This window comes from Bartonella sp. AP11XZML, assembly GCF_042196445.1.
In the GTDB taxonomy this organism is placed as follows: Bacteria; Pseudomonadota; Alphaproteobacteria; order Rhizobiales; family Rhizobiaceae; genus Bartonella.
Genome location: NZ_JBHIQF010000019.1, coordinates 31615 through 57875 on the forward strand (window position 1 = coordinate 31615; position 26261 = coordinate 57875).

The following is a 26261-nucleotide window of genomic DNA, read 5'->3' on the forward strand; positions in this document are numbered from 1 at the left end:
CAAGGAAGCAATCCTCTTTTTTTTTTTGACTTTTAAACTCTGGTACCTTTTATTTTAGAAACAAAATTTAAAATTTTTCTGTGGTGGAGACAAGAATGTTAAAGCCTTTTAAAAAGGGGCGTATTGTTTTATTGGTGATGCTTTTTATGTTAGATATGCGTGTTGTTGTAGCAAAGGAGCCCATAGAGATTCCTGTGCATCCAATTCCTTTAGAAATACATACAAAGCAAGGTTCGGTTTTTTATAAGGTAGAGATTGCTTTTACGCCATCTCAAGCAGCAGCTGGTTTAATGTATCGAACTGATTTTCCACGCGATCGTGCAATGCTCTTTAAGCAGCTAAAAAGTTCTCGATCGGGAGATGAGCAGAAAATTTTTATGTGGATGGCAAATACGCCTTTACCTTTAGATATGATTTTCTTAAACTCTGAGGGAATTATTGTATCGATTATTGAAAATACTTCGCCACTTTCAACAAATACCATTTCATCAGAAGTTCCTGCAGCTTTTGCACTTGAAATTAACGCTGGTGAAGTTTCTAAAAAAAAGATACAAAAAGGACAACGTGTTATTCATCCTGTACTTTGTGGAAAGTGCAATAAAAAATGACCGCTGAAGATATTCGTTTTTTTGAATATAATGGTTTGCGATTTGCTTATCGAGAAGAAGGACAAGGCGCTCCTGTTTTGTTGATCCATGGTTTTGGATCTTCTGCACGGGTGAATTGGTATGCAACAGGTTGGTTTCGTATTCTCACGGAAGCAGGATATCGTGTTATTGCTCTTGATAATCGCGGTCACGGAGATTCAGTTAAAAGTTATGATCCTGTCTTTTATACACCTCAAGCTATGGCTGGCGACGCAGTAAAGTTACTGCAGCATTTAGAGTTATCTAAAGCCCATGTTATGGGATATTCTATGGGGGCTCGTATTAGTGCTTTCATGGCTCTTTTGCATCCAACATATGTACACAGTGTTATTTTTGGTGGTTTAGGTATTGGTATGGTGACGGGAGCAGGAAATTGGGAGCCTGTTGCTGAGGCCCTTTTAGCAGAAGATATTTCCACTATTACCAATACGCGCGGTTTAATGTTCCGTAAATTTGCAGATCAAACGAAAAGCGATAGGCGTGCTCTTGCTGCTTGTATCATTACATCAAAACAGGAGTTAACGGCGTCTGAAGTTTACAAAATCAAACAACCAGCACTTGTTGCCGTTGGTTCATTAGATGAAATTGGCGGTGATGCAGAGCCATTGGCAGCCTTGTTGCCTTGTGGTGAAGCTTTATCAATTCCTGATCGAGATCATATGCTTGCTGTAGGCGATAAAGTTTATAAAAAAGGCGTTATCGATTTTCTTTCTCGTTATCCTATAAAATAAGAACTCTTCATAGCTTTTAGAATTTACAGAAATACCCAATATTTTTATTTCGTATAAATTGAAAAAAGCTTATTAAAAAATCTTTCTGTTATGACGTAAGTTTTTATAAAAAATGAAAAGAAAAATAAACTCTTATTAGCTTATTTTGTATATTTTCCAGAGAGGTAATTCTTCTAAGATTAGATAATTATACTTTAAAGGTTATTAAAAAGAATTATTTTCGAATGATGTAATAAATATTTTTTGCTAAAAAATGTAGTTTTAAATAAAAAAATATTTTTATTTGTATTTTTTATAAAATAAACAAAATTATAAATTATTGATCAATTTATTCTTACGAATATGCATTTTAAATACAGATGCTAAAATTGGAGATAAAGTAAAATTATTAAAAATATACAGTTTTTTTGCCATTTTTTAATCTATACGGGTATATTTAATAATGATAGACTCCTTTTGTAAACGTTCTTTATGAATGTATAAAGAACGTTGTGAATATATGTAATATTAAGTAAATATTCAGATTATGCTTTTTTACTGACTTTACAGAATCATAAGAGTGTCTTATTTGCACAACACGCAATTATTTTAATCGTTTCAAAAAAACAGGAGAGCATAGTGAATGCTGATGAAATAAAAAAACTTGATAATTATTTTAAAAATATATTCCAAAACTCAGCATTGCAAGTCAGAGCACGGCCTAAAAAGAGTGATTCTTGTGAGGTTTATATGGGAGATGAGTTTTTAGGCATTATCTATCGAGATGAAGATGAAGATGAGCTCTCCTATAATTTCTCAATGGCTATATTAGATATTGATTTAGAAAATTGATTCGTTATTCATAGTTGAATGAAGTCTTTTTTATCCCATAAGATTTATATAAGTTTTAACGCTTTAAAACTCGTATGGTTATTTCGTGCAATAATAAGATGGTCATGGATAATAATGCCTAATGCATTTGCTGCATCTTTTAATCTATATGTCATTGTTATATCTGCATTAGAGGGGGTGGAATCGCCAGAAGGGTGATTGTGGACTAAGATAAGTCCTGATGCGGATAACTCTAAAGCTCGAGAAATAACTTCACGAGGATAAACAGGGGTATGATCAATGGTTCCAGTTTGTTGCACCTCATCAGCAAGTAAGCCGTTTTTCTTATCAAGAAACAAAATACGAAACTGTTCACGTGTTTCGTGAGCCATAACAGCTTTACAATACGCTAACACTTTATCCCATGATGAAAAAATATCGCGCTTAAACAATTGCGCACGAGCAAGACGTCCAGCAACATCTGAAATAATTTTTAAATCAACTGCAGTGGCGGGACCACATCCTGGAATTTCTTGAAGTCGGTGAATATCCGCTCCCAACACATCAGCTAATGAACCAAAACGCGCTATCAAATTTTTAGCTATGGGTTTTGTGTTTGCACGGGGTATTGTGCGAAAAAGCAATAATTCAAGATATTCATAATCTTCAATTGCATTTCCTTTTGACTTTAAATAGCGCTTCCGAAGACGTTCACGATGGCCTTGATAATGTTTATGAAGCTGTGCGTTTTTCTGAGGCTCTTCACTTTTTCTTTCTGATACTGGGGTGAGTGGAGAACTCGATGTTAATGCAAAGTGATTACTTTGAGTATCTTCCTTTTGATTTAATTTTTTAGCCATAACATCTCTACATTGCGTTAGGTATAGGAATTTGGAATATAAAAAATATTTTTAGGAGATTGTGTAAATATTTCATACCCTTCATTTGTAACACCAATTGTATGTTCATATTGTGCTGTCAGAGAGCGGTCACGGGTAACAGCAGTCCAACCGTCAGATAAAATCTTAACTTGTGGTTTACCAAGGTTAATCATAGGCTCAATTGTAAACATCATACCTTGTTTTAATTCAACTCCTTCTCCAGGATTTCCATAATGGAGAATATTGGGAGCATCATGAAAAAGCTGGCCGATACCATGTCCGCAAAAATCTCTCACAATTGAACAGCGTTCAGATTCTGCATACTGTTGAATGGCTGCCCCAATATCACCTGTCGTTGCTCCAGGCTTAACGACAGCGATTCCTTGCATAAGACTTTCATAGGTTATTTTTAGCAAGCGTTCTGCTGCACGCCTAATTTTTCCAACAGGATACATTCGACTTGAATCTCCATGCCAACCATCAAGGATAAAGGTTACATCAACATTTACAATATCACCTTCTTGCAAAGGTCTTTTATTGGGAATGCCATGGCAGACAACGTGATTGATAGATGTACAGCATGAATGGCTGTATCCATGATAATTTAAATCAGCAGGAAGTGCTCCTCGCTTAGCTCCAAAAATAAATACAAAATCATCTATTTCTTGCGTAGTAACGCCCGGCTTAATAATATCTGTAAGCGCATCAAGGCATTCTGCAGCAATACGACCAACTTCACGCATTTTAGCAAAAGCATAATCATCGAAAATGCGGATTTTTCCATTAAATTTTAAAGGGATTTTATTATATTCGATATACTCAGTCATTGTTTCTTCTATTTTCTATTTTTACTCTCTGAATCGGAAAAATGCCTTCTACACTTACATGACACTTTACAGCATAACATTCTACTCCTGATTTTAATGCTAAATCAAACTTACGTCCATAGAGTGGATCAAGATCATGACAAATTGTAAAAGCTGAGCAATCTTCTCGTTGAATAATATAAAGCATAGCAGCTCGTTTTCCTTGTTGTACAACTCCTATGAGCTCATCAAGGTGACGTGCACCACGTTTTGTTTCGCTATCAGGAAATTCTGCTAATCCTTTCTGACGAATAAAATGAACATTTTTGACTTCTAGGTAACAATCAGGAAGAATGTCATCACGTAAAAGAAAGTCAATTCGTGATTGTGTCCCATAGCGTTGTTCTTTTAAAATTGTTTTATATCCATTTAATTCTGGTAGTAATCCGTTTTGAATTGCTTCTAACGCAAGTTTATTGGGTAAAGAAGTATTAATACCAACCAAAGTATTATCGGCTTCAATAATTTCTAATTGATAGGCATATTTTCGTTTGATGTTGTTATGATAAGAAAGCCAAATATTGGTGTTGAAAGCTGTTAATCCAAGCATTGATCCTGTATTAGGTACAGACACGGTGAGGACATGCTGATCATCTTGTTGAACATCCGCAAGGAAACGTTTATAACGACGGATAAGCTTTGCAGGAAAAAGTTTGGGAATAAAGTGCATATCCCTTTTTTAGGATTTATGATTTCATAATTCAACTGAGATTATGATTTATAGGGGCTGTTCCCTATTAAAAAGATAAAATTGATGTAAAAAACGCTACGATATCTTATATAAATTGTTATAAATTCCATCGTTCACTTTAATGGCTTTTAAAATTTATTATTAGGTTTAGAAACTATTATCTTTGAATGAAAAGATAGATTATCTATAATTTATTATTAAACAGCATTAGAGTATTGTGAAAAAGGTTTCGTAAAAATAGTGGAGAGGGAGATAGTTTAAGTGAAACTAGGTAAAATTGATGGCAGGAACGAATAGGAATCGTGAAAATTTAACAAATGGTCCCATTATTATTTTAGTTGAACCGCAGCTTCCTGAAAACATTGGTATGGTCGCAAGGGCAATGGCAAATTTTGGGCTTTCTAAGCTTCGATTAGTCAATCCTCGAGAAATGTTTCCAAATGAAAAAGCTAGAGCTGCTGCGAGTAAAGCTGATCATGTCATTAACAATGCTGTGATTTTTAACACATTGCGTGATTCAATTGCAGATTTACACTATGTTTTTGCCACAACAGCACGTGAAAGATGTGGATTTAAAACTGTAAAAAGTGCTGTCGAAGCAGCAAGCGTATTACGTCAGCGTGAAAGTATCGGACATAAGACCGGGATTGTCTTTGGAAGAGAGAGATGGGGACTAGAAAATGATGAAATCAGCCTTGTTGATGAAATTATTACTTTTCCAGTTAATCCTGCTTTTGCGTCACTTAATATTGCGCAAGCGGTTCTTTTAATGTCTTACGAATGGATGAAAACTGGTTTAGAGAATGTCAGCGATACGGCATTTCGTGCCGCAGAGATGGAACCTGCAAATAAAACAATATTTCATGGTTTTTTATCTCAATTAGAAGAGGCTTTGAATATCCGTGGGTATTTTAGACCCCCAGAACGCAAAGAAGTAATGCTTGCAAATTTGCGCTCTGTTTTTACGCGCGCTAACTTTAGTGAACCTGAGGTTCGTTTATTGCGAGGCATTATATCTTCTTTGGATCATTTTTCGCCACAATATCCACGGGGGAGTAGAGCACCGGAAGAGCGTGATCGTAAAAAAATTAAAAATAAGTGTGAAAACTAATGGATGAACGACCTGTTCTTTTTTTTGATAGCGGTATTGGTGGTTTAACAGTGTTCAGGGAAGCGCGTATTCTTATCCCTGACATGCAATTTATCTATGTTGCTGATGATGCAGGATTTCCTTATGGAAATTGGAAAGAAAATATTTTGAAAGAGCGTATTTTGAAGATTTTTACAAATCTTTTAACACGTTACAATCCAGCTTTATGTGTGATTGCTTGCAACACTGTTTCTACACTGATGATAGCAGATTTACGACAGAATTTTCCTCATGTCCCTTTTGTAGGAACGGTTCCTGCAATTAAATCAGCTGCTGAACAAACAAAATCTGGTTTTATTTCCGTATTAGCGACTCCTGGAACAGTTAAACGTGCTTATACAAATGAATTAATTAACTCTTTTGCTGGACAGTGTCATGTTCAGCTTGTGGGAAGTAAAAAGCTGGCTGGACTTGCTGAAGATTATTTACGGGGAAAATCTATCGATTCAGAAGAGTTAAGAAAAGAAATCCTGCCATGTTTTGTGGAAAAAAATGGACAATATACGGATGTTATTGTTTTAGCCTGCACACATTATCCTTTTTTGATTAATTTCTTTCGTGAACATGCTTTATGGTCCGTTGAGTGGATTGATCCGGCGAAAGCGATCGCCAAACATATCAGATCTTTATTACCATTGTCGGGAAAGATACACCATCAATATATAAAGAAATATCAAGATTTTGCGTTGTTGACATCAAAAAATATCACTTCTTTAACGGAGAATTTGTTTAAAGGATTTGGCTTAAAACTCATGAAAGGAGTTGACTTTGGGTTACGAGACCAATAATGATGATCTAGCTATTTTTTCAAGAAAATAGCATTAATTGACGTGTCCCGTGGATAACTTTGCATATTGATATGTTAAGGTATTCTGTCAGTCTTTAGTATTTAAAGGCAGAGGAGGGCGCGTTTCCTTGGGGTCTTAAGATCTCGTGTTTTATTTTATAAGGAAATGCGATGAGTAAACGCGAAACAACAAAGTATAAAATTGACCGTCGTATGGGAGAAAATATTTGGGGGCGTCCAAAATCTCCTGTCAATCGTCGTGATTATGGTCCAGGTCAGCATGGACAGCGTCGTAAAGGAAAACTTTCTGACTATGGGGTTCAGTTGCGCGCTAAACAGAAATTGAAAGGGTTTTATGGAGATATTTCAGAAAAACAATTTCATAAAACCTATGAAGAAGCTGCTCGTCGACGGGGAGATACTGGTGAAAATCTTATCGGTCTGTTAGAATCACGTTTGGATGCTGTTGTTTATCGTGCAAAATTCGTACCTACGATTTTTGCTTCTCGCCAATTTATCAATCACGGTCATGTTAATGTCAATGGGCGGCGCACAAACATTCAATCTTATCGTTGTAAACCAGGTGATGTTATTGAGGTTCGGGAAAAATCGAAACAACTTGTTTTAGTGTTAGAATCAGTGCAATTGGCAGAACGTGATGTCCCTGATTATATTGAAGCAGATCATAAACAGATGAAAGCAACCTTTACACGTATTCCTGCTTTTGCAGATGTTCCTTATGCTGTGCAAATGGAACCTAATCTGGTTGTTGAATTTTATTCTCGATAATTTTTCTGTAAGAGAAATTGTTTCTCTCTTCTATTATGATAACTTCAAAATATTGTGTTATTCTTACAATATTTGAAGTTAATAAGTTCTTTTTGTAAATGGTTCTATATTAAGTTTATTGCTATGTTTTATAGTCATAAATTTGTATAGTTCCATTTCTTTTTTGTGTATCTAATTTATAAATTCAAAAAACATAAATGTAAGCTTGCTTTAATATTTGTTTTTATCTTTGCAAAACGAGCCGTTTATTGTGCAGGATATGGTATTATGAATGATGTTTCAGTTGAATATCAGGCAATAGAAGAAAACAAAGGGAGAGATGATCCTTTAATAAGCGAAGCAGATAATTGTCATCCAATGTTTCGTGTTGCTCCTTCAAGCGTAGAATTTAATAAATTGCGCAAACGACTTTTACGTCATATGCGACAAGCTTTGGATGATTTTTCTATGCTCTCTACAGGGAAAAAATGGCTTGTTGCTTTATCGGGTGGAAAAGACTCTTATGGTTTATTAGCGCTTCTTTTAGACTTAAAGTGGCGAGGTCTTTTATCCGTTGAAATTCTAGCCTGTAATCTTGATCAAGGGCAACCAGGATTTCCTAAGCATATTCTTCCAGACTTTTTAAGTTCTTATAAAATTCCATATCGTATTGAATATCAGGACACTTATTCCATTGTTACAGATAAATTGGCAGAGTCGCAGACATATTGTTCACTTTGTTCTCGATTACGACGTGGTAATCTCTATCGTATTGCACGTGAAGAGGGATGTTCTGCATTAGTTTTAGGTCATCATCGTGATGATGTTTTAGAAACATTTTTTATGAATTTGTTTCACGGTGGCCGATTAGCTGCCATGCCTGGAAAACTTAAAAATGATGAAGGAGATCTTTTTGTGTTACGTCCTCTTGTTTATGCTGCTGAGGAAGATATGGAAAAATTTTCTCAAGAAATGCAATTTCCAATTATTCCTTGTAATCTTTGCGGTAGTCAAGATGGATTACAACGTAATGCAATGAAAGAAATGCTGAAAAATATAGAAAGACAAATGCCAGGACGTAAAGATACGATGATTCGCGCTTTAACAAATGTACGCCCAAGTCATTTGCTTGATAAGAAATTCTTTGATTTTAAAACGTGTTAATAAAAATTAGATATTTAAAAAAATAAGTTTAAAGAGTTTAAGATAAGAGGCTTATTTATAATGATAATTTATTTTTTTCATTTAAATATCGTCAGATTGTTTTGTTTCAAATTCTCTTATATTGCAACCATAAAAAACATCCGTTTGCATATCACAAAGGAAATTCTTGTGTGCATAAAACACTCTTGAAAAAAGTTTCCTTTCACTAACCAATGACTGTCGTAATATGAAAAATGGGAAAATAGTACGGTTGTCGATTTGCTCTTTTGTTAATTAAAAATGGTGAGCCTTGTGTGAATTTTATTCTTTTTCGCCGCCGTCACCGCCATTTAAAGCTCATTTAAGGCATTAAATTAAGAGAATATATAACTGCTTGGTATTTTGGGAGTGTATAGCAAACATTCAGAGTAAGGATTGTTCGTAAATTCTCATGAAGTAAGTCACATGATCGGTTCTTGTTATGAAAAGTCGCTTTTTTATAAACCAATGCTGATAGAAATCTTCATCATTGAGGACAGGGAAGGAGTTAAATTTTTAAACTGCTATACCATAAAGGTCATAGGCATCCGATTGTTCAATTTTAACGGTGACAAATTCACCAACACGCAGTGGGCGTCGTGATGATATATGGACAACACCATCTATTTCTGGAGCATCGTACTGACTACGTCCTTTGGCAACTTTTCCTTGACTTTCATCGATAAGCACTCGGAGTCTTTTTCCAATTTTTTTCTTTAAAAGATGTGTAGAAATTTGTTGTTGTTTTGCCATAAAACGATGCCAGCGGTTTTCTTTCACCTCTTCAGGAATATTTTCTAATCCCAAATCATTTGCGGCAGCTCCTTTTACTTCTTCATATTTAAAGCACCCCGCGCGTTCAATTTTTGCTTCTTCTAGCCATTCTAGAAGTATATTAAAATCTTCATTCGTTTCACCAGGAAAACCAACGATAAATGTTGATCGCAAAGTAAGATCTGGACATATTTTCCGCCATTTTTCAATTCTACGGTTTGTTTTTTCCATAAGTGCGGGACGCTTCATGTGACGCAAAACAGTTGGTGATGCATGCTGAAAAGGTATATCCAGATAAGGAAGAATTTTTTTTGCAGCCATAAGTTCGATAACTTCATCAACATGGGGATAAGGATAAACGTAATGCATACGTACCCAAATACCCATATCGCCTAGTTCGCGACAAAGATCAAAGAATTTGGTTTTGATTGTACGATCTTTCCAAGAATTTTCGAGATATTTAAGATCAACACCATAAGCACTCGTATCCTGTGAAATAACCAAAAGTTCTTTTACACCCGCTTGCACGAGTTTTTCAGCTTCACGAAGAACATCGCTGATGGGACGTGAAGTGAGATCACCACGCAAAGTAGGGATGATACAAAAACTACACCGATTAGAGCATCCTTCAGAAATCTTTAAGTAGGCGTAATGGCGAGGTGTTAAACGAATACCTTGGGGAGGAACTAAATCAAGAAAAGGATCATGAACAGGAGGAATTGCTGTATGAACAGCTTCTATAACGCTTTCATAAGCTTGCGGTTTTGTAATAGCCAATACATTAGGATATGTTTGGCGAATAGCATCAGGATCAGCACCAAGACACCCTGTTACAATAACTTTTCCATTTTTTTTAAGAGCTTCATCAATATTGGCTAATGATTCTCTCCTTGCCGAGTCAAGAAAACCACAGGTATTCACAATAACGACATCAGCTCCTTGATGTTGACGTGAAATCTCATACCCTTCAGAGCGAAGGCGTGTAATAATTTGCTCAGAATCTACGAGTGCTTTTGGGCATCCGAGGGAGACAAAACTAATACGAGGTGCTACCATGATGATCCTACAATTACTATGAATGATTGAGTTACGCTTTTATTAATTTAAAAATAATGTTCTTTATTTTTATACCTATGCAATACAATCTGTTACAAAGTTATTTGATTTTTTTCTACAAAATTTTATGTGTTTTTATGCATGCATACAATTTTGTCTTATTATATCGTAAAATTCCGTTATTGAGGATGATGATATAAGGCAGCTTCCTTCAAAGCATTTAAGTTCTTTTCAAAATACGTGGTGAATATTTTAAAACTTACTTGTCAAGCCTTGCATTAAGTGAAGAACATGGAGGGAAGGGAAAGTGAAACCCGCTCGATAAGGATCTGGATTGTTTATAAACCGAATTGGGGCATCCTTTGGCTGTGGAGAAGAAGTCAATTGCGTGTGGCACAATAAAAAAATACTCAATAGTTTCTTACTGCGATATCTATCGCGTACTATAAGGTTTATTTTTTAATATTTGCGAATAAGACCGGTAAGTTTGCCTTGTATTTCTACACGCTCGGATTCGTATGTCCGTACTTCATAATGAGGATTTGCTGCTTCTAATGCAATAGAAGCTCCTTTGCGTCGATAACGTTTTAATGTGGCTTCTTTTTTATCAATAAACGCAACAATAATTTCACCTGTTATTGCTGTATTTTGACGTTTTACAATGATCGTATCTTTATCAAAGATACCAGCCTCCATCATAGAATCATCTTTAACTTCTAATGCGTAGTGCTCACCTGTATTAACCATATCGAGTGGAAGAGAAAGGCTGTTTATTTGTTGCAGTATAGCAGAGGCGGGTACGCTCGCAGAAATACGTCCCATAATAGGAATGGTGATATTTTTTTTTTCTTCTTCATCAAAGGGACTCAAGCTTTTTGATATTTCCCTTTTCTTTCTTTCTATCATACTGGGAGAAATTTTACGTGCTAAAGAAAGGTTAAATGTTATTTTTTCAGGGAGGCGAATCACCTCCACAGCACGAGCACGATTGGGCAAGCGACGTACAAAACCTCGTTGTTCTAAGGCTATAATGAGCTTATGAATACCAGACTTTGAAGAAAGTTCTAATGCATTTTTCATTTCTTCAAAAGAAGGAGGAACACCAGTTTCTTTTATATGGTTATGAATAAACAAGAGTAGCTCATACTGTTTACATGTTAGCATTCAATATTCCAATCAAAATAATAAAAATTAGTAAAGTAAAAATACATGTATATATAACACTTTTACAATTTTTTATCGCCAAATCAAAATTATTTTCTTTGTTTTTGATCTTATCGTTTAATAAATCAATATGTTTATTTATAGATATATTTAAATTATTATTTATATACTGTATATCTACATTAATATTAAATAATGTATAAATATATTTTATAGTTCTGACTGAATTATCCAACACTAAATTTTATGACTAGTATTATCCTTTTCTTCTAAAAATATATCTACGTATTTTGTAATTTTTGATATAAAAAAGTTAATTAGAAGGCATTCTATATATTCAAAACACTTAAAATAATTTTGCATACTGCATATTATTTCTGCTTTTTTATTCTTAGTAAAATTATCTACAGCTCTAATAGTGAGCATAATCTATAGTCATTCGGGATATTTTCAATGAGACTAAATTTTAGCTTCATATCCACTTGATTCTATAGGATAAATTGGCTTTCGTTATATATTCATTATACATGAATAAAAATCATACTCTCAAAGCCATTGTTGCTCATTGTTCCATTTTCAAGTCTAACGTGTCAACCGCTATATACTATTTTCATGAACCCTAATGTTGCGATATTTTTGGTTGTTGAAAGGAGGCATAAAAGGTATTTTCATTTCTTTTTTATAGTTTTATTCTCTCGCTTATATCGGTCAAGAAAATGCTTTTTATTGTTTCAATATAAAAAAGATTTGAAATGAGAAAAACTTACAGTATTTGAGAATTTTCACTCAAGTAAAAAATAATAAATTATTATAAATCAATATATTATCTTATAAAGCTGTATTCATATTTGAAAATTGAACACTAAAATATAAAGATATAAAAATAATATTATAATAAAAGGTATTTTTTCTTCTCTACCCATTATGCTCAACAACCCATGTGAGGGGAAGGGGGTATTTCTCATAATTTTAACGCTTCGAATCTATGCAATATTTTGCAGTGAAATTTTTCCTTTATTGAAACTTCAAAAAGAAGATTAAAGAGTACTTATACAATGATGAAGTAAAGGGGCGAAAACGGAAAATTATTGATAACTGAAGAAAATAATAATATTTTTTTCCAAAAGGTGTTGACCAAATGGAAAGTCAACCGTATGTTCCCTTCACTTTCTGCAAACTAGATAGCTTGTGTGAGAGCGCGTAGCTCAGCTGGTAGAGCAACTGACTTTTAATCAGTAGGTCCAGGGTTCGAATCCCTGCGCGCTCACCAAATTTAAGTAATATCAATAGGCTATAAAAAATTTAAGAATCTTTTTTGTTTTGATTCTTTTTGAAGTTTTTATTGATTCTATAGTCTGTCATTTTCTATCAGCTGTTTTGGAATAGAGCGGTGCTATGCTGTCTCCATTTTCAACAAACTTACGGATAGGGTTGTACCTGCGTTGGCAGCACATGCGGTTTCTAATTTTCTCAATCCATAGGTGGTTTTTTAATACCCACTGCATTACATGATTCGCAAAACAGTTGCTAAAATCACCACTTATTCACACTTATATTATGAAATGAATTTTCTATAAGATGTTGATTTGTTTAAATTTTAATCTTTTTAACATCTACTATAGTACATTTATTTTGTATGAAAACCATAAAAAGGTTAACAATACGTTAATTTCTTGATAGAAGGGGCCAATTCAAGAGTGGTATATGCGCGAGGGGAATCATTTAAAAACGTAAATTCTTCCGTTGCGTACAAAAAGCGTGACGTGGTTTTTACAAGTAGTACTTAACAGAAATAAGTGGACTGAATAGATGCCTTCAAATAGAAAAAAGAAAATTACTTTTATGATTAAACCAACACTTCAATTGTTTTCTATGATCGTCATTTCTCAGTTACTGGTATCTTGTTGCGCAAGCCAAACTATGAATTTTTCAATAAAAGATTCCTATCATAATAAACCAATTAACGTAAACACTTCTGTACTACCTCAACAAGTATCCAATAAGAAGAATCAATCGGAAGAAAAAAAGCGTGGACGAGCGATTGTTGGTAAACCTTATCAAATAAAAGGAAAGTGGTATTATCCTCAAAGTGATCCAACTTATAAACGTGTTGGCGAAGCATCATGGTATGGTTCAGATTTTCATGGACGTTTAACTGCCAACGGTGAAATTTATGACATGAATCTTTTGACTGCTGCTCATCCTACAATGCCTTTACCTAGCTATGCTCGTGTTACTAATTTGAAAAATGGGTCTTCAATCGTTGTTAGAGTGAATGATCGCGGACCTTTTATGAAAGACAGAATCATTGATTTATCAAGGCAAGCTGCGGCAATATTGGGGTATGTAGATAGGGGGGTCGCAGATGTTAAAGTAGAATATATTGCTGAAGCACCTATTGGCTATTATGATGCTGCATATTTAATGTCCTCTTATACTCCTGGAAATGCTGCCCCATATTCATTAGCGTCGGAAAATGTTGCGAAAAAAAGAGAAACTGTTTTGTTAAAAGAGCAGCGCAATACAAGGAACAAAAAAGAATTAGCTAAAGCAGCTGCTGTTGAACAAGAACAACGTAATAAAACTGTTGCAGTTAAATTGCCAGAAATTGGTCCTATCATGGTTGATAAGCCGATACCATTCGATCAAGTTGCTTCTATAAATAAGCTAAACAAAAAAACAAAGGTTAATTGGCTACAACTGTTTTAAGAAAAAATGCATTGATTTTTTATCTATATAATTTTCTAGTAAAAAAGGTAAGAAATTACGGATTTAGTGTAGGATTTTTATTTAAAGCGCTTTGTCCTTTTCAAAAAGCGTGGTTGGGTTCTATTATTATAAATTCAGTACTGCCTTTCCACTCCATTGCTGGTCTATTCGTCGTTTTATGATATTGCTTGCTTAATAAAGCGTGTACTTTTCTTGCTGTAATAGCTTTTGCTAGACGAAGGTAAATTATTGTGTCAGTCTGTTTGTGTAATCTCTAAAACAACTTGTACAATCGATTTGAGAGGAATAAAAAGCTTTAACAAGTAAAAAAATATTTTCTTTTGATTCGGCCTTGCATCTTTCTAAAGTATCTACGGTAATATCTTATGAAAAGATTATGCATTATCTCATGCTTTTGTTTATCATGTTCTTTAATGGAGTAAGTTCCCTCACGAAAAACAGAGCGTCTCAAACAAAATACACTTACATTGCCAATTCATGGACTTATTTAAAAGAGACATACTTTAACACGCTACAAGCCTATTTTACGACAGCGCCTGTGAATGGTATAACTGTTAACGCCTTTAGACATCAGCATCTTTACTCTTATGAAGATATAAATCGACACCATCATACATTTTGCAAGTCCCCAATGTTTTGTGCGATAATTCTTAACACTTGAGAGGTTTATAAGAAGTATTTTTACTCTCTTTTTTAATAATTTTTATCCATATACGAACCCTACTTATGACCCGTAAGTAAGCGATTTTTAATGAATTCAATATGAGAAGAGGGGATGAGAGAATCTTACAGTATTTTGAGTTAGCTTCAATTTTAAAATGATAATTTATCATAACAAATCAAAATACTATCAATAAAAATAGGAAAAAATCTTTTGTCTCTCATACATTTAAAATGTTAAATTGAACCTACATGGAAGATAAAAAACGTGTCATATTATTTTTTCTAAAGCTAAATGAAAATAAAATCTTTTTATGAGTTGTAAATAATTCCTCAATTTTCAGAAATCAAAAAGTTTTTTCCTATATAAGATTCTTTATGTTGATCTTTGGGATGGGAGGAGCAGCTATGTATACAGCATTAAGGATCTTATTGATATTATGGGGAGTATTGGCATTTGATACGTGGGGGAGAGCACAAGATTTTCAAACTCCCGCATCACAACTGTTATTACTCGATGATGATACAGAGACAATACTTTATGAAAAACAAAGTGATACTCCTTTTTTTCCTGCTTCATTAGTAAAATTGATGACAGCAGAAGTTGTATTTCATCAATTAAAAAAAGGATTATTAAAAAGTACGCAAAAATTCAAGGTCAGTGAAAATGCTTGGCGCAAAGGTGGAACACCTTCCGGTACAACCACTATGTTTGCAAAGATAAAGACAGAAATCAGTGTTTCTGATCTTTTACGTGGTTTAATTATTGTGAATGGAAATGATGCTGCTATTATTCTTGCTGAAGGAATATCAGGACATGAAGATCATTTTGTAAAACTGATGAATCAGCGCGCAAAAATAATCGGATTATCTCAGAGTCATTTTGTTAATGCTACAGGGCTACCCGAAGAGGGACAATTTGTAACTGTGCGTGATATGATTATATTAGCACGTCATATTGTTCAGGAATATCCGGATTATTATGCACTTTATTGTGAGCCTCATTTTACATGGAATAATATTTTTCAACGTAATAAAAACCCTCTTATTTCTAAGGAAATTGGTGTAGAAGGATTTGGTTTTGGCTACAGTGAAAAAGAAGGTTTTTCAATGGTTGCCACCATTTCTAAAAATCATCGACGTCTTTTTTTAGCAATCAATGGTTTGCAAGATGGTAAAAAATATACAAAAGAAATAGAACGCATTCTTCAATGGGGGATGACGGCATTTGATCTCAAAACAATTTTCACAAAAGAAGAAACGGTTGGTCGTGCTTCTGTTTACGGTGGTAAGAAAAATTTTGTTCCACTCATTGTTAAAACACCAATAAGTTTTATGCTTTCGAATGAAAAAAAAGTAAATGTTAAAGCAAAAATTAAATATCATGGTCCATTGAAAGCCCCCATCGTTTCTGGGCAATCAGTTGGTGTTATTCAAATTTTAGAAGATAAAAAGGTTCTTCTGGAAAAACCAGTTTTTGCCGGAATGAATATTCAGGAAGGAAGTTTCTTTGCAAAAGTAAAAAATGCATTCTATGAAATAACAATTGGATGGTTACGGAAATATTTGTAGTTACGCGCTAATAAGGTTAAGGTCATACGTGTCAGGTTATTTTATTACATTCGAAGGAGGGGAGGGGGTAGGAAAAACGGTGCAGATTTCTTTACTTGCTGAGTCTCTCTCTCACCAAGGTTATGATGTTGTTACAACACGAGAACCAGGAGGAACGCCAGGAGCAGAAGCAATCCGGCATATTTTGTTGTCGGGGCAGACGCAACAGTATGGACCGTTGATTGAAGCTGTTTTGTTTACAGCTGCACGCGCTGACCATTTTCATGAAGTTATTGCACCTTCTTTGCAAAAAGGTAAAATCGTTTTATGTGACCGCTTTATTGATTCTACACGCGTTTATCAAGGACTCAATAATAGAGTCAGTTCTTCTCTTCTTTCTGTTTTAGAGTGTATTGCGCTCAATGGTATTTTGCCTCATTTAACATTTTTATTAGATATGCCAGCAATGTGTGGTATGAAGCGTGCAAATTTACGAAGAAAAAAAACAGAAGAAATTGATTATTTTGAAAAAGATCAGTTGGAAATTCAAGAACAAAGACGTCAGGCTTTTCTTCAATTGGCCAAACAAGAACCCCATAGATTTCGAGTCATTGATGCCACTGGCTCAGTGGAAGCTATTGCTCATCAAATAAAAAATATTTGTCATCAGGTATTGTTGGATCAGCTTTCATGAGTAATTTAAATACCTTACGCCAATATGATGATATTGATACAATTTTATCACCATCCCAGAACAATGTTATCTTTGGTCATGAGGATGTGCGTCATTTTTTGACACAAATGCTTAAAGAAGAGCGTTTGCATCATGCATTATTATTTGAAGGAGAATACGGGATTGGAAAGGCTACATTAGCCTTTCATCTTGCTTGGAACATTTTAAGTTTTCAACAGAGTTCTTTCTTCAAACCCGATCCTTATTCTACCCCATGGCGCCAAATTACACAAGGAAGTCACCCTGGTCTTTTGTATATTTCACGTCGATTTGATGTGAAAACGCAAAAGTTTAAAACAGGAATACTCGTTGATGATATCCGTGATATTATGCATTTTTTAAGTCGAACATCGCAAGATAATGGATGGCGTATTGTTATTATTGATTCTGCAGATGATATGAATAGAAATGCAGCAAATGCAATTCTCAAAATACTTGAAGAACCACCTACAAAAACGTTATTTGTTATTATCGCACATTCTTCAGGAAAATTGCTTCCAACAATCCATTCACGGTGTCAAAAAATTTCTTTTCGTCCGTTGAATAACGATGAAATGAAAAAAGTTATTATACATATTTTCGCCGATCAGGATTTACCTGATGAAAAAACAATTGAAATGATTATTAAAAAATCTAAAGGAAGCCCTCGAAAAGCCGCTTTACTTATTTGCCATAGCGGTCTTGAAATTATTAAAACAATTGATGCTCTCCTAGAGAAACCTGTTTGTAACGCAACAATTGTACATACTCTTGCACAAACATTTTCATCTGCTTCTTCTACATTCCAATTTCAACAATTTTGTGATGAAATTCTTAATAAAATTCAAAAAAAAGCTATCATGCTCGTTGAAAAGGGAGACTTATTTCTCTCAAAAAAATATGCGGAAAAATGGCAGGAGATTCATCAAGAAATAGAGGAAATACAACTGTTTAATCTCGATAAAAAGCAGTTTGTTATTAACTTACTTTTTAAAGTTCATAAGATCATTCATGAGAATTAGTTTTTCCGTGACAATGCGATGAACAAGCGTTATGTCATTATATCTTCTATTTTATAGCGTTTTACAACGAGTATGACATGCGTGACACATATTACATAACAACTCCCATTTTTTATCCTAATGGTGCTCCACATATTGGACATGCTTATAGTGCCATTGCAAGCGATGTTTTAGCCCGCTTTCAACGGTTAAACGGAAAAAATGTATTTTTTCTTTCTGGTACAGATGAGCATGGTCTCAAGATGCAACAAACCGCAGCTGCATTAAGCATGACACCTCAGAAACTTGCAGATCGTAATAGTGCGGTGTTTCAAAAAATGCTTGCAGTATTAAATTGTTCTAACGATGATTTTATCCGTACGACAGAAGAACGCCATTATCAAGCTTGTCAAGAAATTTGGAAAAAGATGGAAGCAAATGGCGATATTTATCTCGGTCGTTATACGGGGTGGTATTCGGTTCGCCAAGAAGCCTATTATGAAGAAAAAGATACGGAAATTGGAGCAGACAACATCCGTCGTGAGAAAGAATTAGGCTCTCCAGTTGAATGGAATGAAGAAGAAAGTTATTTTTTTAGACTTTCTCATTATGAAAAGGCTCTTCTTGAATATTATGAAAAACATCCTGATTTTATTGCTCCATTTGAGCGGCGTAATGAAATTATAAGTTTTATCAAATCAGGTTTAAAAGATATCTCTATTTCACGCGCAAGTTTTAACTGGGGAATTTCTGTTCCTGAGAATCCAAAGCACGTGATGTATGTCTGGGTTGATGCGCTTACAAATTATCTATCAGCAATAGGTTTTTTCAATGAAAATTCAAAAAAACGTGATTTTTGGCCTGCAAATACGCATATTATTGGTAAGGATATTATTCGTTTTCATGCAGTCTATTGGCCGGCATTTTTAATGTCTGCTGGAATTGAATTGCCTAAAAATATTTTTGCACATGGTTTTTTACTTAATCGTGGTGCAAAAATGTCAAAATCTATTGGAAATGTCGTTGATCCTTTTGAAATGGTTGATCATTATGGTCTTGATCAGGTCCGTTATTTCCTTCTCCGTGAAGTGCCATTCGGACAAGATGGTAGTTATAGTCATGAAAGCCTTGTGAACCGTATTAATGCTGATCTTGCTAACGATCTTGGTAATTTAGCACAGCGCTGTTTGTCTATGATTGCCAAAAATTGTAATGCACAAGTCCCGAAACCAGCTTTATTTTTAGCTCAAGATAAACAGCTTTTAGAACAATCTCTTCAAGTACTTGAAACTGTACACCAAGCTATGTCTTCTTATAGTATGCATTTAGCACTTTCAGCTATTTTTTCAATTGTAGCAGATGCCAATCGCTATTTTGCCAACGAACAACCTTGGAGTTTACGTAAAAACGATCGAGAACGATTTTCTACAGTTCTTTATATAACTGTAGAAATCTTGCGGAGAATAGGAATTATGCTTTTGCCTTTCATACCCCAATCAGCAACAAAACTTCTTGATAGCCTTGCGGTTGCTGAAGATGATCGGTTATTGTATCATATAAGTCATTCAAAAATTCAAGAAGGGCTTGATCTTCCACCACCAGAACCAATTTTTCCTCGTTATATCTTGAAGAAAGAAGACACTCATCATGTTGATTGATACACATTGTCATCTTGATTTTGAAGACTTTTCACAAGATTTGGATAATGTTATCCAACGGGCTTTAGATGCTGACGTTAAACGTATGATAACAATTTCAACCCATGTTCATAAGTTAGATAAACTGTTAGCCATTGCGCAAAGCTATGATCAAGTCTTTTGTTCCGTTGGAACACACCCCAATCACGCGCATGAAGAACAAAATATTACAGCCAAAGAGCTTATACAGCTTTCGAATCACCCTAAAATTGTTGCATTTGGGGAGGGGGGACTTGATTATCATTATGATTATTCTACACCAGAAGAGCAAAAGAAAGTTTTTCAAGAACATATCATTGCTGCTCGAGAAACACAGATTCCTCTTGTTATACATTCACGCAATGCCGATATCGATATGGAGAAAATATTACGTGAACAGATAAAAGAAGGAGCTTTTCCCTTTATCCTTCATTGTTATTCGTCTGGAATGCAACTTGCTCGTGCTGGAATTGAACTTGGTGGTTATATTTCTTTTTCGGGTATTCTTACTTTTAAAAACGCACTTGAAATCCGTGAAATAGCAAAAATTGTGCCCCATGAGCATTTGTTAGTGGAAACAGATGCTCCATTTTTAGCACCTAGTCCCCATCGGGGCAAAACAAATGAACCATCTTTTGTATGTTATACAGCAGCTGTTTTGGCTGAAACAATTGGCTTAAGCATTGAAGAAACAGCTCAAATAACAACGCGTAATGCTTTTCGTTTATTTAGCAAAATGAAATAAGGCAAAAGATATGTGTGATCAATACCGATTTACAATATTAGGTTGTGGTCCTTCTCCAGGAGTGCCAAGACCTAATGGTGATTGGGGAACATGTGATCCGAATAACCCTAAAAATAAACGCTACAGAAGTTCTTTATTAGTTGAACGTATTAAACCTTCAGGAGGCAAAACAACGATCGTTATTGATACAGGTCCAGATTTTCGCTCACAAATGATCGATGCGCGTGTAAGCCATCTTGATGCTGCTCTTTACACGCATTCTCATGCAGACCATATCCACGGTATTGATGATTTACGCAGCTATGCACTTGCACAAAAATGTTTAATAGATATCTATGCCGACAGATTTACACTAGAGCATCTCAAAAGTGCTTTCGGATATTGTTTTCAAACTCCAAAAGATTCATCTTATTCTCCCATTTTAAAAGAGCATCTTATCAATGAAGATAGCCAATTTATTATTCAGGGGCAGGGCGGAGAAATAAGCGTCAATACACATTTACAACACCACGGAAACATTCATTCCTTAGGTTTTCGGATTGGGAATGTTGCCTATTGTACGGATGTTAGTGAATTTCCTGAAAAAACTTTATCCAAATTAATGGATTTGGATGTTCTCATCATTGAAGCTCTTCAATTTAAATCCCATCCGAGTCATTTTTCTGTTGATCAAGCATTACAGTGGATAGAATATTTAAAGCCAAAACAAGCAATACTCACACATATGGACAGATCGCTGGATTACAATAAGGTTATAAATTACGTTCCATCCTATGTAAAACCTGCATATCAAGGTCTTACTTTTGAAACAGATGCATAAGCTTATTATGCGCAATATTTAAGTTAAATAAAATACTTTTAAATTTATCCTTTATTTTATTTCATTTTTGACATATTTAGTGTTTTTTTATGTCAAAAATGAGGCTTTTATGTATAAGAATTTTAAGCGGGGTGTATGTATTGTGGTTTTAGCAGTTTCCTTAACAGCATGTGGGGGGCGTTTAGAAAAAAATATTGCAACGACAACATTACATGACGGATCAATGAGTTGTGCCGATATTCAACGGGAGTTTTTTGCTAATAAACGTCAGATTAATGATACAATTGCAGAGCGTTCTAAAGCAAGAAATAAGAACGTGGCTTTAGCAGCAGCAAGTGTTGTATTTGTACCTGCTTTGTTTTTTATGGATACTAAATCCAGTGAAAGTAATGAAATTTCAGCTTTAAATAATCGTAATGCTGTTTTGAGTGATCTTGCACGTATGAAACGTTGTAAAATAGTACAGTAATTTTTATTATTTATACGACGTAACTTCATTATCACTATTTTTGGTCTTTAAGGAATATACCTTAAAGACCAAATTTTATTTTAAAAGTAAATTGTATGATATAAATATTATGATGATGTTTTAAAGTAGGGTTTTCTTTTTGGATAAAGGATTTATCTTCTGCATCATATTATCGCATAATATATATTATGGAACTTTATGGAGAAGTATAGCTAGCATCAATGTTTTGAGGAACGAAGCTTTAAAATGAGCTACTTGAGCTAGTTAAGTTAGCTAAGATCGAAAATCGAGCCTGTTATTCTGGCTCGAAAATTTCAATCACAATGTTTTTTTATTTTTTACTCTTTTAAAAAAAATAATTACAATTTGTAGTACTATAAAAGCTAAAAACAATATTCCATGAAATAATGGTACAAATGGCTGATAAATAAAATCGGAATAATATATTGTTATTGCTTCAATCAATGCTGCAATACACCACACAATGATACCCCATAGTGAATACATCCAAAGTCCAACTAAGGCAATAGGATAGAGAATAGCCAATATAGCTGATGCAAATTGCCACTGCCAAGGCATAAGATCAAAACGCCATAGAATACCTGGAAAAACACCAACAAGGCGTATCCAATAACAAATACCTAGAACTAAGCAAATAAGTGCCAAAAACCGTAAGTAACAGTTATAGATTAAATTGATTTTTGAAATCTGTTTGTGAGAATTATTTTTCACAATAATAACTCTTGTTCAACAGGTTGGAAGTAAGAATCTACCATTTCATCTGTCACATTTGAAAGTTTATCTGGTTGCCATTGAGGTCTTTTATCCTTATCGATTAACATAGCACGTATACCTTCATAAAAATCATGTGAATGAATCATATGATACGCTATGCGGTTTTCAATTTTCATACAATCTTCCAACGTTTGAGATGAATTTTGTTTCATTTGTTTCCAGATAACTTTTAAACTTGTCGGAGAACGTGACTGCAAAATATCATAACATTCTTTAGCAAATAAAACATCTTCATTGCTTTTTTTATGTAGCAACTCAAGACATTCTTCTAAGGTATGTGCACTAAAACAAGTGTTAATAATACAACGTATTTCATGACTTGTTTCATAGTCTTTTGTAATTGCTCGCTCGTTTAAAGCTAAAGTAGGATCTCCTTGCTCAATAACAGCTTTTCTAATCATATCGAATTCAGTTTCAGCAACGGCGTGTGTTGCTAATCCTAAATTTAAGCAATCTCCCCACTTTATACGTGCGCCCGTTAATGCAAGATAGATACCAAAATGATTGGGAAGAGATGGTAAGAAAAAACTTGCACCTACATCTGGGAAAAATCCAATCGCACCTTCTGGCATAGCAAAAACTGTATTTTCTGTAACAATTCGATGCGAGCCATAGAGAGAAATACCTACCCCTCCTCCCATCCAAATACCGTTTAAGAAAGAAATGTAGGGCTTTGAAAAATGTTTGATATAAGCATTTAAACTATATTCATTTCTAAAGTATTGACAAGCAGCAGCACTTTTCCCCATATGATAGATTTCTACAACATCTCCACCAGCACAAAAAGCACGCCCTTCCCCTTCAATTAAGACACAAGAAACATTATCATCTGTTTCCCATGTTCTGAGAGCTTTTTTTAAAGCTGAAACCATTCGTTGATTAAGAGCGTTTAATGCTGAAGGACGTGTGAGCTTTATAATACCAGCACACCCTTCTTTCGTAAAAGAAATATCATCATCTGCTCCAAAATTAATTTGCATCTCACACCCTTCTTAAAACAATTATTCATTGTTTTTTTATACTTTTTGCCCCAAGTTTAGGAAATATTTGCATGATTGCGCCAATACAATATATATAAATTCCTGTTACCGAAATTCCTATTTTAACCCAATAGGGAGCCTCTAGTTGATAAAAGAAGGCAGAAACACCAAAAAAACACCATAAGAGAAAAATGGGAAAATTAATTTTACGTAAACGAAGGACTCTTACTGGATGAATAAAATAAATTGGCAAAAAAGATATAATCGCCGATAAAACAATAATGATAAAAGTAATCCACTCTCCTGGTCTGACGACAAAAAGCGTAAAAATCATCATATTCCAAACAACAGGAAATCCTTTAAAAAAGTTTTCTTTGGTTTTCATACTAGTATCTGCATAATAAATAGCAGATGAAATAACAATAATTGCACTCAATGAAAATGATAACCCTACCCCCATGAAACCACTTTGATAGAGTGCAAAGGCAGGAATTAAGACATAAGTCACGTAATCAATAATATTATCTAACAGCTCTCCAGACCATGTTGGAAGAACGTACTTAACATCAAGTTTGCGTGCAATTGGTCCATCTATACCATCAACGAGAAGAGCAAGCCCAAGCCAACAGAACATAGCTGTCCATTCTTTTTGAGAGGCTGATATAAGAGAAAGAAACGCTAAAAATGATCCCGAAGCTGTTAGTAAATGAACGGAAAAGGCCTTTGCTTGTGGCATTGTTACTTTTTTATGGCGTAATAATTTAGCATTTGTTTTGATTTTCTTTGTTAATTTACGTTTCAAGGTTTTCTTATCCTCGTTTTTAAAGTCTTCAACCATCTATCAATACGCCATTTTTTAACGATGATATAACTCAGCATTTAAAAAATCATAAAAAGGTTACTTTTTTATATCGCATTATTTATTACATACTATAATAATAGAAGAGCTTCATATAATAAAAAGAGAGAGATCATTTGGAAATGTTAAAATATTTTCTCAATGAATAAAGGTTCAAATCGTTGTGATATTTGAAAAGGAAGAGCATAAAGATATTGCTGTTATTGGTGCAGGTCCTGTCGGAATGTTAGCCGCGCTGAGTCTTGCACAGAAGGGGCTTTCTGTTTTTCTTGTTGGGCCCCCTGCTCATACAGATGAGTTACGGACAACGGCTCTTATGATGCCTGCAATACGCATGCTTCAAAAACTCAATATTTGGGATAATCTTCAAAAACATGCAGCTGCTTTATCGTCCATGAGAATTATAGATATAACTTCTAGAATTGTGCATGCTCCTACGGTGCATTTTTCTTCTACTGAAATTGGCGAAAAAGCTTTTGGCTATAATATACCTAATGTAAAATTGAACAGTGCTTTAGTCGACGCTGTTACACATACGCCCAATATTACAAGATTTGTTTCTGCAGCCAAATCTGTTCATCACACAAAAAACCATGTATGCATTACTCTTGCTGATCATAGAATTATTCAAGCACCACTTGTTGTTGCAGCTGATGGACGTCACTCTCTTACACGTGCCGCAGCAGGGATAAGTGTCAAACAGTGGAATTATCCCCAAAAAGCACTTGTTCTCAACTTTTCTCATGAGTTTTCTCATCAAAATACATCAACTGAATTTCATACAGAACACGGTCCATTTACACAGGTTCCACTACCAGGACGAAGATCTAGTCTTGTATGGGTTGTTCATCCTTCCCGCGCTGAGGAATTATTAAATATAGAACCAAAAACAATTGCAAAAATGATCGAAAACCAAATGCAATCAATGCTTGGAAAGCTAAGCTTAGAAACATCAATTCAAGCATGGCCGCTTTTCGGACTTCTTTCTCATCATTTTGCTGCTAATCGAACAATTTTAGTGGGTGAAACCGCTCATGTTTTTCCCCCTATTGGGGCACAGGGATTGAATTTAGGATTCCGTGATGTCCAAACTTTAATTGATATTTTACCGGATAAAATATCCAATTCTAACTCTGAAATGATTGTTGCACATTATAACAAATGCCGAAAACCAGATATATTAATCCGAAGTGGAGCTGTTCATACACTGAACTCTGCTCTACTTTCTCATATGTTGCCTGTTCATATCATACGAAGCATTGGGCTTGGTTTGTTGCATAGTTTCCCACCATTACGTAATTTATTTATGCGCGAAGGAATGTATCCCGGTTATGGATTCAAGGAAATTATGCAAATATTTCCAACAAAATCATCAAAACAGCTCTACTAAGCAATAATGAATAATAACGTAAGATAAAAAATAATAAATTGTATTTTGAATCATATCTATTACTGATGTAAAAAAATATTTTTGTTCTTTCTAAGAAGTAACAAATTATATTAAAATAATTAATTATATTTATAATAATAACATGTTTAATTAATATAACTGTAAATTATTTTTTATTAAAAATTATTATATTATTTAGTATGTTGATATGAAATAAGAGAAAACTGAATTATAGACTACAAATTAAATTATAAAGATATCTTGCTAAATCATAACTGTTAAATTTAGAACTATAAATAAAATGAAAAATAATACCGTTTTGAAAAAGTTATTTTATAAAATTAATTTTAATAAGAAAATAGATAA

Annotated in this window: 23 protein-coding genes, 1 tRNA gene and 1 pseudogene; 17 read left to right on the forward strand and 8 right to left on the reverse strand. The window is 34.3% G+C overall.

Annotated elements, in window-relative coordinates:
- Window positions 1-95 precede the first annotated feature (95 nt).
- The 3 genes from ACFIMG_RS01775 (at window position 96) to ACFIMG_RS01785 (ending at window position 2209) form a co-directional block, all read left to right on the forward strand.
- Complete coding sequence (locus ACFIMG_RS01775; RefSeq protein ID WP_375679079.1) at window positions 96-608, forward strand: DUF192 domain-containing protein; 513 nt, start codon at window positions 96-98, stop codon at window positions 606-608.
- A complete protein-coding gene (locus ACFIMG_RS01780) occupies window positions 605-1378 on the forward strand; it encodes an alpha/beta fold hydrolase (protein WP_375679080.1) in 774 nt (257 codons plus the stop codon). Before ACFIMG_RS01775 ends, ACFIMG_RS01780 begins: the two co-directional genes overlap by 4 nt.
- Before the next feature lie 618 nt (window positions 1379-1996).
- Window positions 1997-2209, forward strand: a complete 213-nt coding sequence (locus ACFIMG_RS01785) for a DUF3126 family protein (RefSeq protein ID WP_375621268.1) — start codon at window positions 1997-1999, stop codon at window positions 2207-2209.
- Window positions 2210-2253: 44 nt separating this feature from the next.
- On the opposite strand, the gene radC is transcribed toward ACFIMG_RS01785, so the two are convergent.
- From radC to sfsA, 3 genes are read right to left on the reverse strand one after another with little or no spacing between them, the layout of a single operon-like run.
- Complete coding sequence (radC, locus tag ACFIMG_RS01790; protein WP_375613419.1) at window positions 2254-3048, reverse strand: DNA repair protein RadC; 795 nt, start codon at window positions 3046-3048, stop codon at window positions 2254-2256.
- A 17-nt stretch (window positions 3049-3065) separates the two neighbouring features.
- The gene (gene map, locus ACFIMG_RS01795) at window positions 3066-3896 is read right to left on the reverse strand and encodes a type I methionyl aminopeptidase (RefSeq protein WP_375679081.1); all 831 of its coding nucleotides are present in this window, start codon (window positions 3894-3896) and stop codon (window positions 3066-3068) included.
- Window positions 3889-4605, reverse strand: coding sequence for a DNA/RNA nuclease SfsA (gene sfsA, locus ACFIMG_RS01800; RefSeq protein WP_375611922.1), 717 nt, complete (start codon window positions 4603-4605; stop codon window positions 3889-3891). Before sfsA ends, map begins: the two co-directional genes overlap by 8 nt.
- Window positions 4606-4906: 301 nt before the next feature.
- On the opposite strand from sfsA, the pseudogene ACFIMG_RS01805 reads away from it, so the two are divergent.
- From ACFIMG_RS01805 to ttcA, 4 genes and pseudogenes are all read left to right on the forward strand, one after another.
- Window positions 4907-5744, forward strand: a pseudogene (locus ACFIMG_RS01805) (RNA methyltransferase).
- Window positions 5737-6564, forward strand: a complete 828-nt coding sequence (gene murI, locus ACFIMG_RS01810; protein WP_375611921.1) for a glutamate racemase — start codon at window positions 5737-5739, stop codon at window positions 6562-6564. The pseudogene ACFIMG_RS01805 and the gene murI overlap by 8 nt, the downstream one beginning before the upstream one ends.
- Before the next feature lie 170 nt (window positions 6565-6734).
- The gene (gene rpsD, locus ACFIMG_RS01815) at window positions 6735-7352 is read left to right on the forward strand and encodes a 30S ribosomal protein S4 (protein ID WP_273722651.1); all 618 of its coding nucleotides are present in this window, start codon (window positions 6735-6737) and stop codon (window positions 7350-7352) included.
- A gap of 267 nt (window positions 7353-7619) precedes the next feature.
- Complete coding sequence (gene ttcA, locus ACFIMG_RS01820; RefSeq protein ID WP_375634106.1) at window positions 7620-8495, forward strand: tRNA 2-thiocytidine(32) synthetase TtcA; 876 nt, start codon at window positions 7620-7622, stop codon at window positions 8493-8495.
- A gap of 534 nt (window positions 8496-9029) precedes the next feature.
- Here the strand turns inward: ttcA and rimO are convergent.
- A complete protein-coding gene (rimO, locus tag ACFIMG_RS01825; protein ID WP_375679082.1) occupies window positions 9030-10343 on the reverse strand; it encodes a 30S ribosomal protein S12 methylthiotransferase RimO in 1314 nt (437 codons plus the stop codon).
- 459 nt (window positions 10344-10802) lie between these two features.
- Window positions 10803-11507, reverse strand: coding sequence for a transcriptional repressor LexA (lexA, locus tag ACFIMG_RS01830; protein ID WP_375679084.1), 705 nt, complete (start codon window positions 11505-11507; stop codon window positions 10803-10805).
- A gap of 1194 nt (window positions 11508-12701) precedes the next feature.
- Between lexA and ACFIMG_RS01835 the strand changes: the two genes are divergently transcribed.
- The 9 genes from ACFIMG_RS01835 (at window position 12702) to ACFIMG_RS01875 (ending at window position 21871) form a co-directional block, all read left to right on the forward strand.
- Window positions 12702-12777: transfer RNA gene (locus ACFIMG_RS01835), tRNA-Lys, on the forward strand.
- Window positions 12778-13316: 539 nt separating this feature from the next.
- Complete coding sequence (locus ACFIMG_RS01840) at window positions 13317-14216, forward strand: septal ring lytic transglycosylase RlpA family protein (protein ID WP_375679085.1); 900 nt, start codon at window positions 13317-13319, stop codon at window positions 14214-14216.
- Window positions 14217-15305: 1089 nt separating this feature from the next.
- The gene (locus tag ACFIMG_RS01845; protein ID WP_375679086.1) at window positions 15306-16469 is read left to right on the forward strand and encodes a D-alanyl-D-alanine carboxypeptidase family protein; all 1164 of its coding nucleotides are present in this window, start codon (window positions 15306-15308) and stop codon (window positions 16467-16469) included.
- 28 nt (window positions 16470-16497) lie between these two features.
- On the forward strand, window positions 16498-17142 hold the full coding sequence (tmk, locus tag ACFIMG_RS01850; RefSeq protein WP_375613423.1) for a dTMP kinase: 645 nt from the start codon (window positions 16498-16500) through the stop codon (window positions 17140-17142).
- A complete protein-coding gene (locus ACFIMG_RS01855) occupies window positions 17139-18182 on the forward strand; it encodes a DNA polymerase III subunit delta' (RefSeq protein WP_375679087.1) in 1044 nt (347 codons plus the stop codon). Before tmk ends, ACFIMG_RS01855 begins: the two co-directional genes overlap by 4 nt.
- A 77-nt stretch (window positions 18183-18259) precedes the next feature.
- Window positions 18260-19819: a methionine--tRNA ligase gene (gene metG / locus ACFIMG_RS01860; protein WP_375679088.1), complete on the forward strand. Its 1560-nt coding sequence runs from the start codon at window positions 18260-18262 to the stop codon at window positions 19817-19819.
- A complete protein-coding gene (locus ACFIMG_RS01865) occupies window positions 19809-20582 on the forward strand; it encodes a TatD family hydrolase (protein WP_375679089.1) in 774 nt (257 codons plus the stop codon). Before metG ends, ACFIMG_RS01865 begins: the two co-directional genes overlap by 11 nt.
- Window positions 20583-20592: 10 nt before the next feature.
- Window positions 20593-21402, forward strand: a complete 810-nt coding sequence (locus tag ACFIMG_RS01870) for an MBL fold metallo-hydrolase (protein ID WP_375611912.1) — start codon at window positions 20593-20595, stop codon at window positions 21400-21402.
- Window positions 21403-21511: 109 nt separating this feature from the next.
- Window positions 21512-21871, forward strand: a complete 360-nt coding sequence (locus ACFIMG_RS01875; RefSeq protein ID WP_273791051.1) for a hypothetical protein — start codon at window positions 21512-21514, stop codon at window positions 21869-21871.
- Window positions 21872-22189: 318 nt separating this feature from the next.
- Here ACFIMG_RS01875 and ACFIMG_RS01880 read toward each other — a convergent pair whose 3' ends face one another.
- The 3 genes from ACFIMG_RS01880 to pcsA are packed head-to-tail and all read right to left on the reverse strand — an operon-like array spanning window position 22190 to window position 24484.
- Window positions 22190-22603 carry a DUF6163 family protein gene (locus ACFIMG_RS01880; protein WP_375611911.1) on the reverse strand — a complete coding sequence of 138 codons (414 nt, stop codon included), beginning with the start codon at window positions 22601-22603 and terminating at the stop codon, window positions 22190-22192.
- The gene (locus ACFIMG_RS01885; protein WP_375679090.1) at window positions 22600-23646 is read right to left on the reverse strand and encodes an enoyl-CoA hydratase/isomerase family protein; all 1047 of its coding nucleotides are present in this window, start codon (window positions 23644-23646) and stop codon (window positions 22600-22602) included. The genes ACFIMG_RS01880 and ACFIMG_RS01885 overlap by 4 nt, the downstream gene beginning before the upstream one ends.
- 25 nt (window positions 23647-23671) lie before the next feature.
- Window positions 23672-24484: a phosphatidylcholine synthase gene (gene pcsA / locus ACFIMG_RS01890; protein WP_375679091.1), complete on the reverse strand. Its 813-nt coding sequence runs from the start codon at window positions 24482-24484 to the stop codon at window positions 23672-23674.
- A 184-nt stretch (window positions 24485-24668) separates the two neighbouring features.
- Here pcsA and ACFIMG_RS01895 point away from each other — a divergent pair, with 184 nt between their 5' ends.
- On the forward strand, window positions 24669-25895 hold the full coding sequence (locus ACFIMG_RS01895; protein WP_375679092.1) for a UbiH/UbiF family hydroxylase: 1227 nt from the start codon (window positions 24669-24671) through the stop codon (window positions 25893-25895).
- Window positions 25896-26261: the final 366 nt, after the last annotated feature.

Coding starts and splice junctions, on each gene's coding strand:
- sfsA (WP_375611922.1), bottom strand. CDS start 4,605: ATGCACTTTATTCCCAAACTTTTTCCTGCAAAGCTTATCCGTCGTTAT.
- pcsA (WP_375679091.1), bottom strand. CDS start 24,484: ATGGTTGAAGACTTTAAAAACGAGGATAAGAAAACCTTGAAACGTAAA.
- ACFIMG_RS01845 (WP_375679086.1), top strand. CDS start 15,306: ATGTATACAGCATTAAGGATCTTATTGATATTATGGGGAGTATTGGCA.
- ACFIMG_RS01875 (WP_273791051.1), top strand. CDS start 21,512: ATGTATAAGAATTTTAAGCGGGGTGTATGTATTGTGGTTTTAGCAGTT.
- ttcA (WP_375634106.1), top strand. CDS start 7,620: ATGAATGATGTTTCAGTTGAATATCAGGCAATAGAAGAAAACAAAGGG.
- ACFIMG_RS01865 (WP_375679089.1), top strand. CDS start 19,809: ATGTTGATTGATACACATTGTCATCTTGATTTTGAAGACTTTTCACAA.
- metG (WP_375679088.1), top strand. CDS start 18,260: ATGCGTGACACATATTACATAACAACTCCCATTTTTTATCCTAATGGT.
- lexA (WP_375679084.1), bottom strand. CDS start 11,507: ATGCTAACATGTAAACAGTATGAGCTACTCTTGTTTATTCATAACCAT.
- ACFIMG_RS01775 (WP_375679079.1), top strand. CDS start 96: ATGTTAAAGCCTTTTAAAAAGGGGCGTATTGTTTTATTGGTGATGCTT.
- ACFIMG_RS01840 (WP_375679085.1), top strand. CDS start 13,317: ATGCCTTCAAATAGAAAAAAGAAAATTACTTTTATGATTAAACCAACA.
- ACFIMG_RS01855 (WP_375679087.1), top strand. CDS start 17,139: ATGAGTAATTTAAATACCTTACGCCAATATGATGATATTGATACAATT.
- ACFIMG_RS01885 (WP_375679090.1), bottom strand. CDS start 23,646: ATGCAAATTAATTTTGGAGCAGATGATGATATTTCTTTTACGAAAGAA.
- map (WP_375679081.1), bottom strand. CDS start 3,896: ATGACTGAGTATATCGAATATAATAAAATCCCTTTAAAATTTAATGGA.
- murI (WP_375611921.1), top strand. CDS start 5,737: ATGGATGAACGACCTGTTCTTTTTTTTGATAGCGGTATTGGTGGTTTA.
- ACFIMG_RS01870 (WP_375611912.1), top strand. CDS start 20,593: ATGTGTGATCAATACCGATTTACAATATTAGGTTGTGGTCCTTCTCCA.
- rimO (WP_375679082.1), bottom strand. CDS start 10,343: ATGGTAGCACCTCGTATTAGTTTTGTCTCCCTCGGATGCCCAAAAGCA.
- rpsD (WP_273722651.1), top strand. CDS start 6,735: ATGAGTAAACGCGAAACAACAAAGTATAAAATTGACCGTCGTATGGGA.
- radC (WP_375613419.1), bottom strand. CDS start 3,048: ATGGCTAAAAAATTAAATCAAAAGGAAGATACTCAAAGTAATCACTTT.
- ACFIMG_RS01780 (WP_375679080.1), top strand. CDS start 605: ATGACCGCTGAAGATATTCGTTTTTTTGAATATAATGGTTTGCGATTT.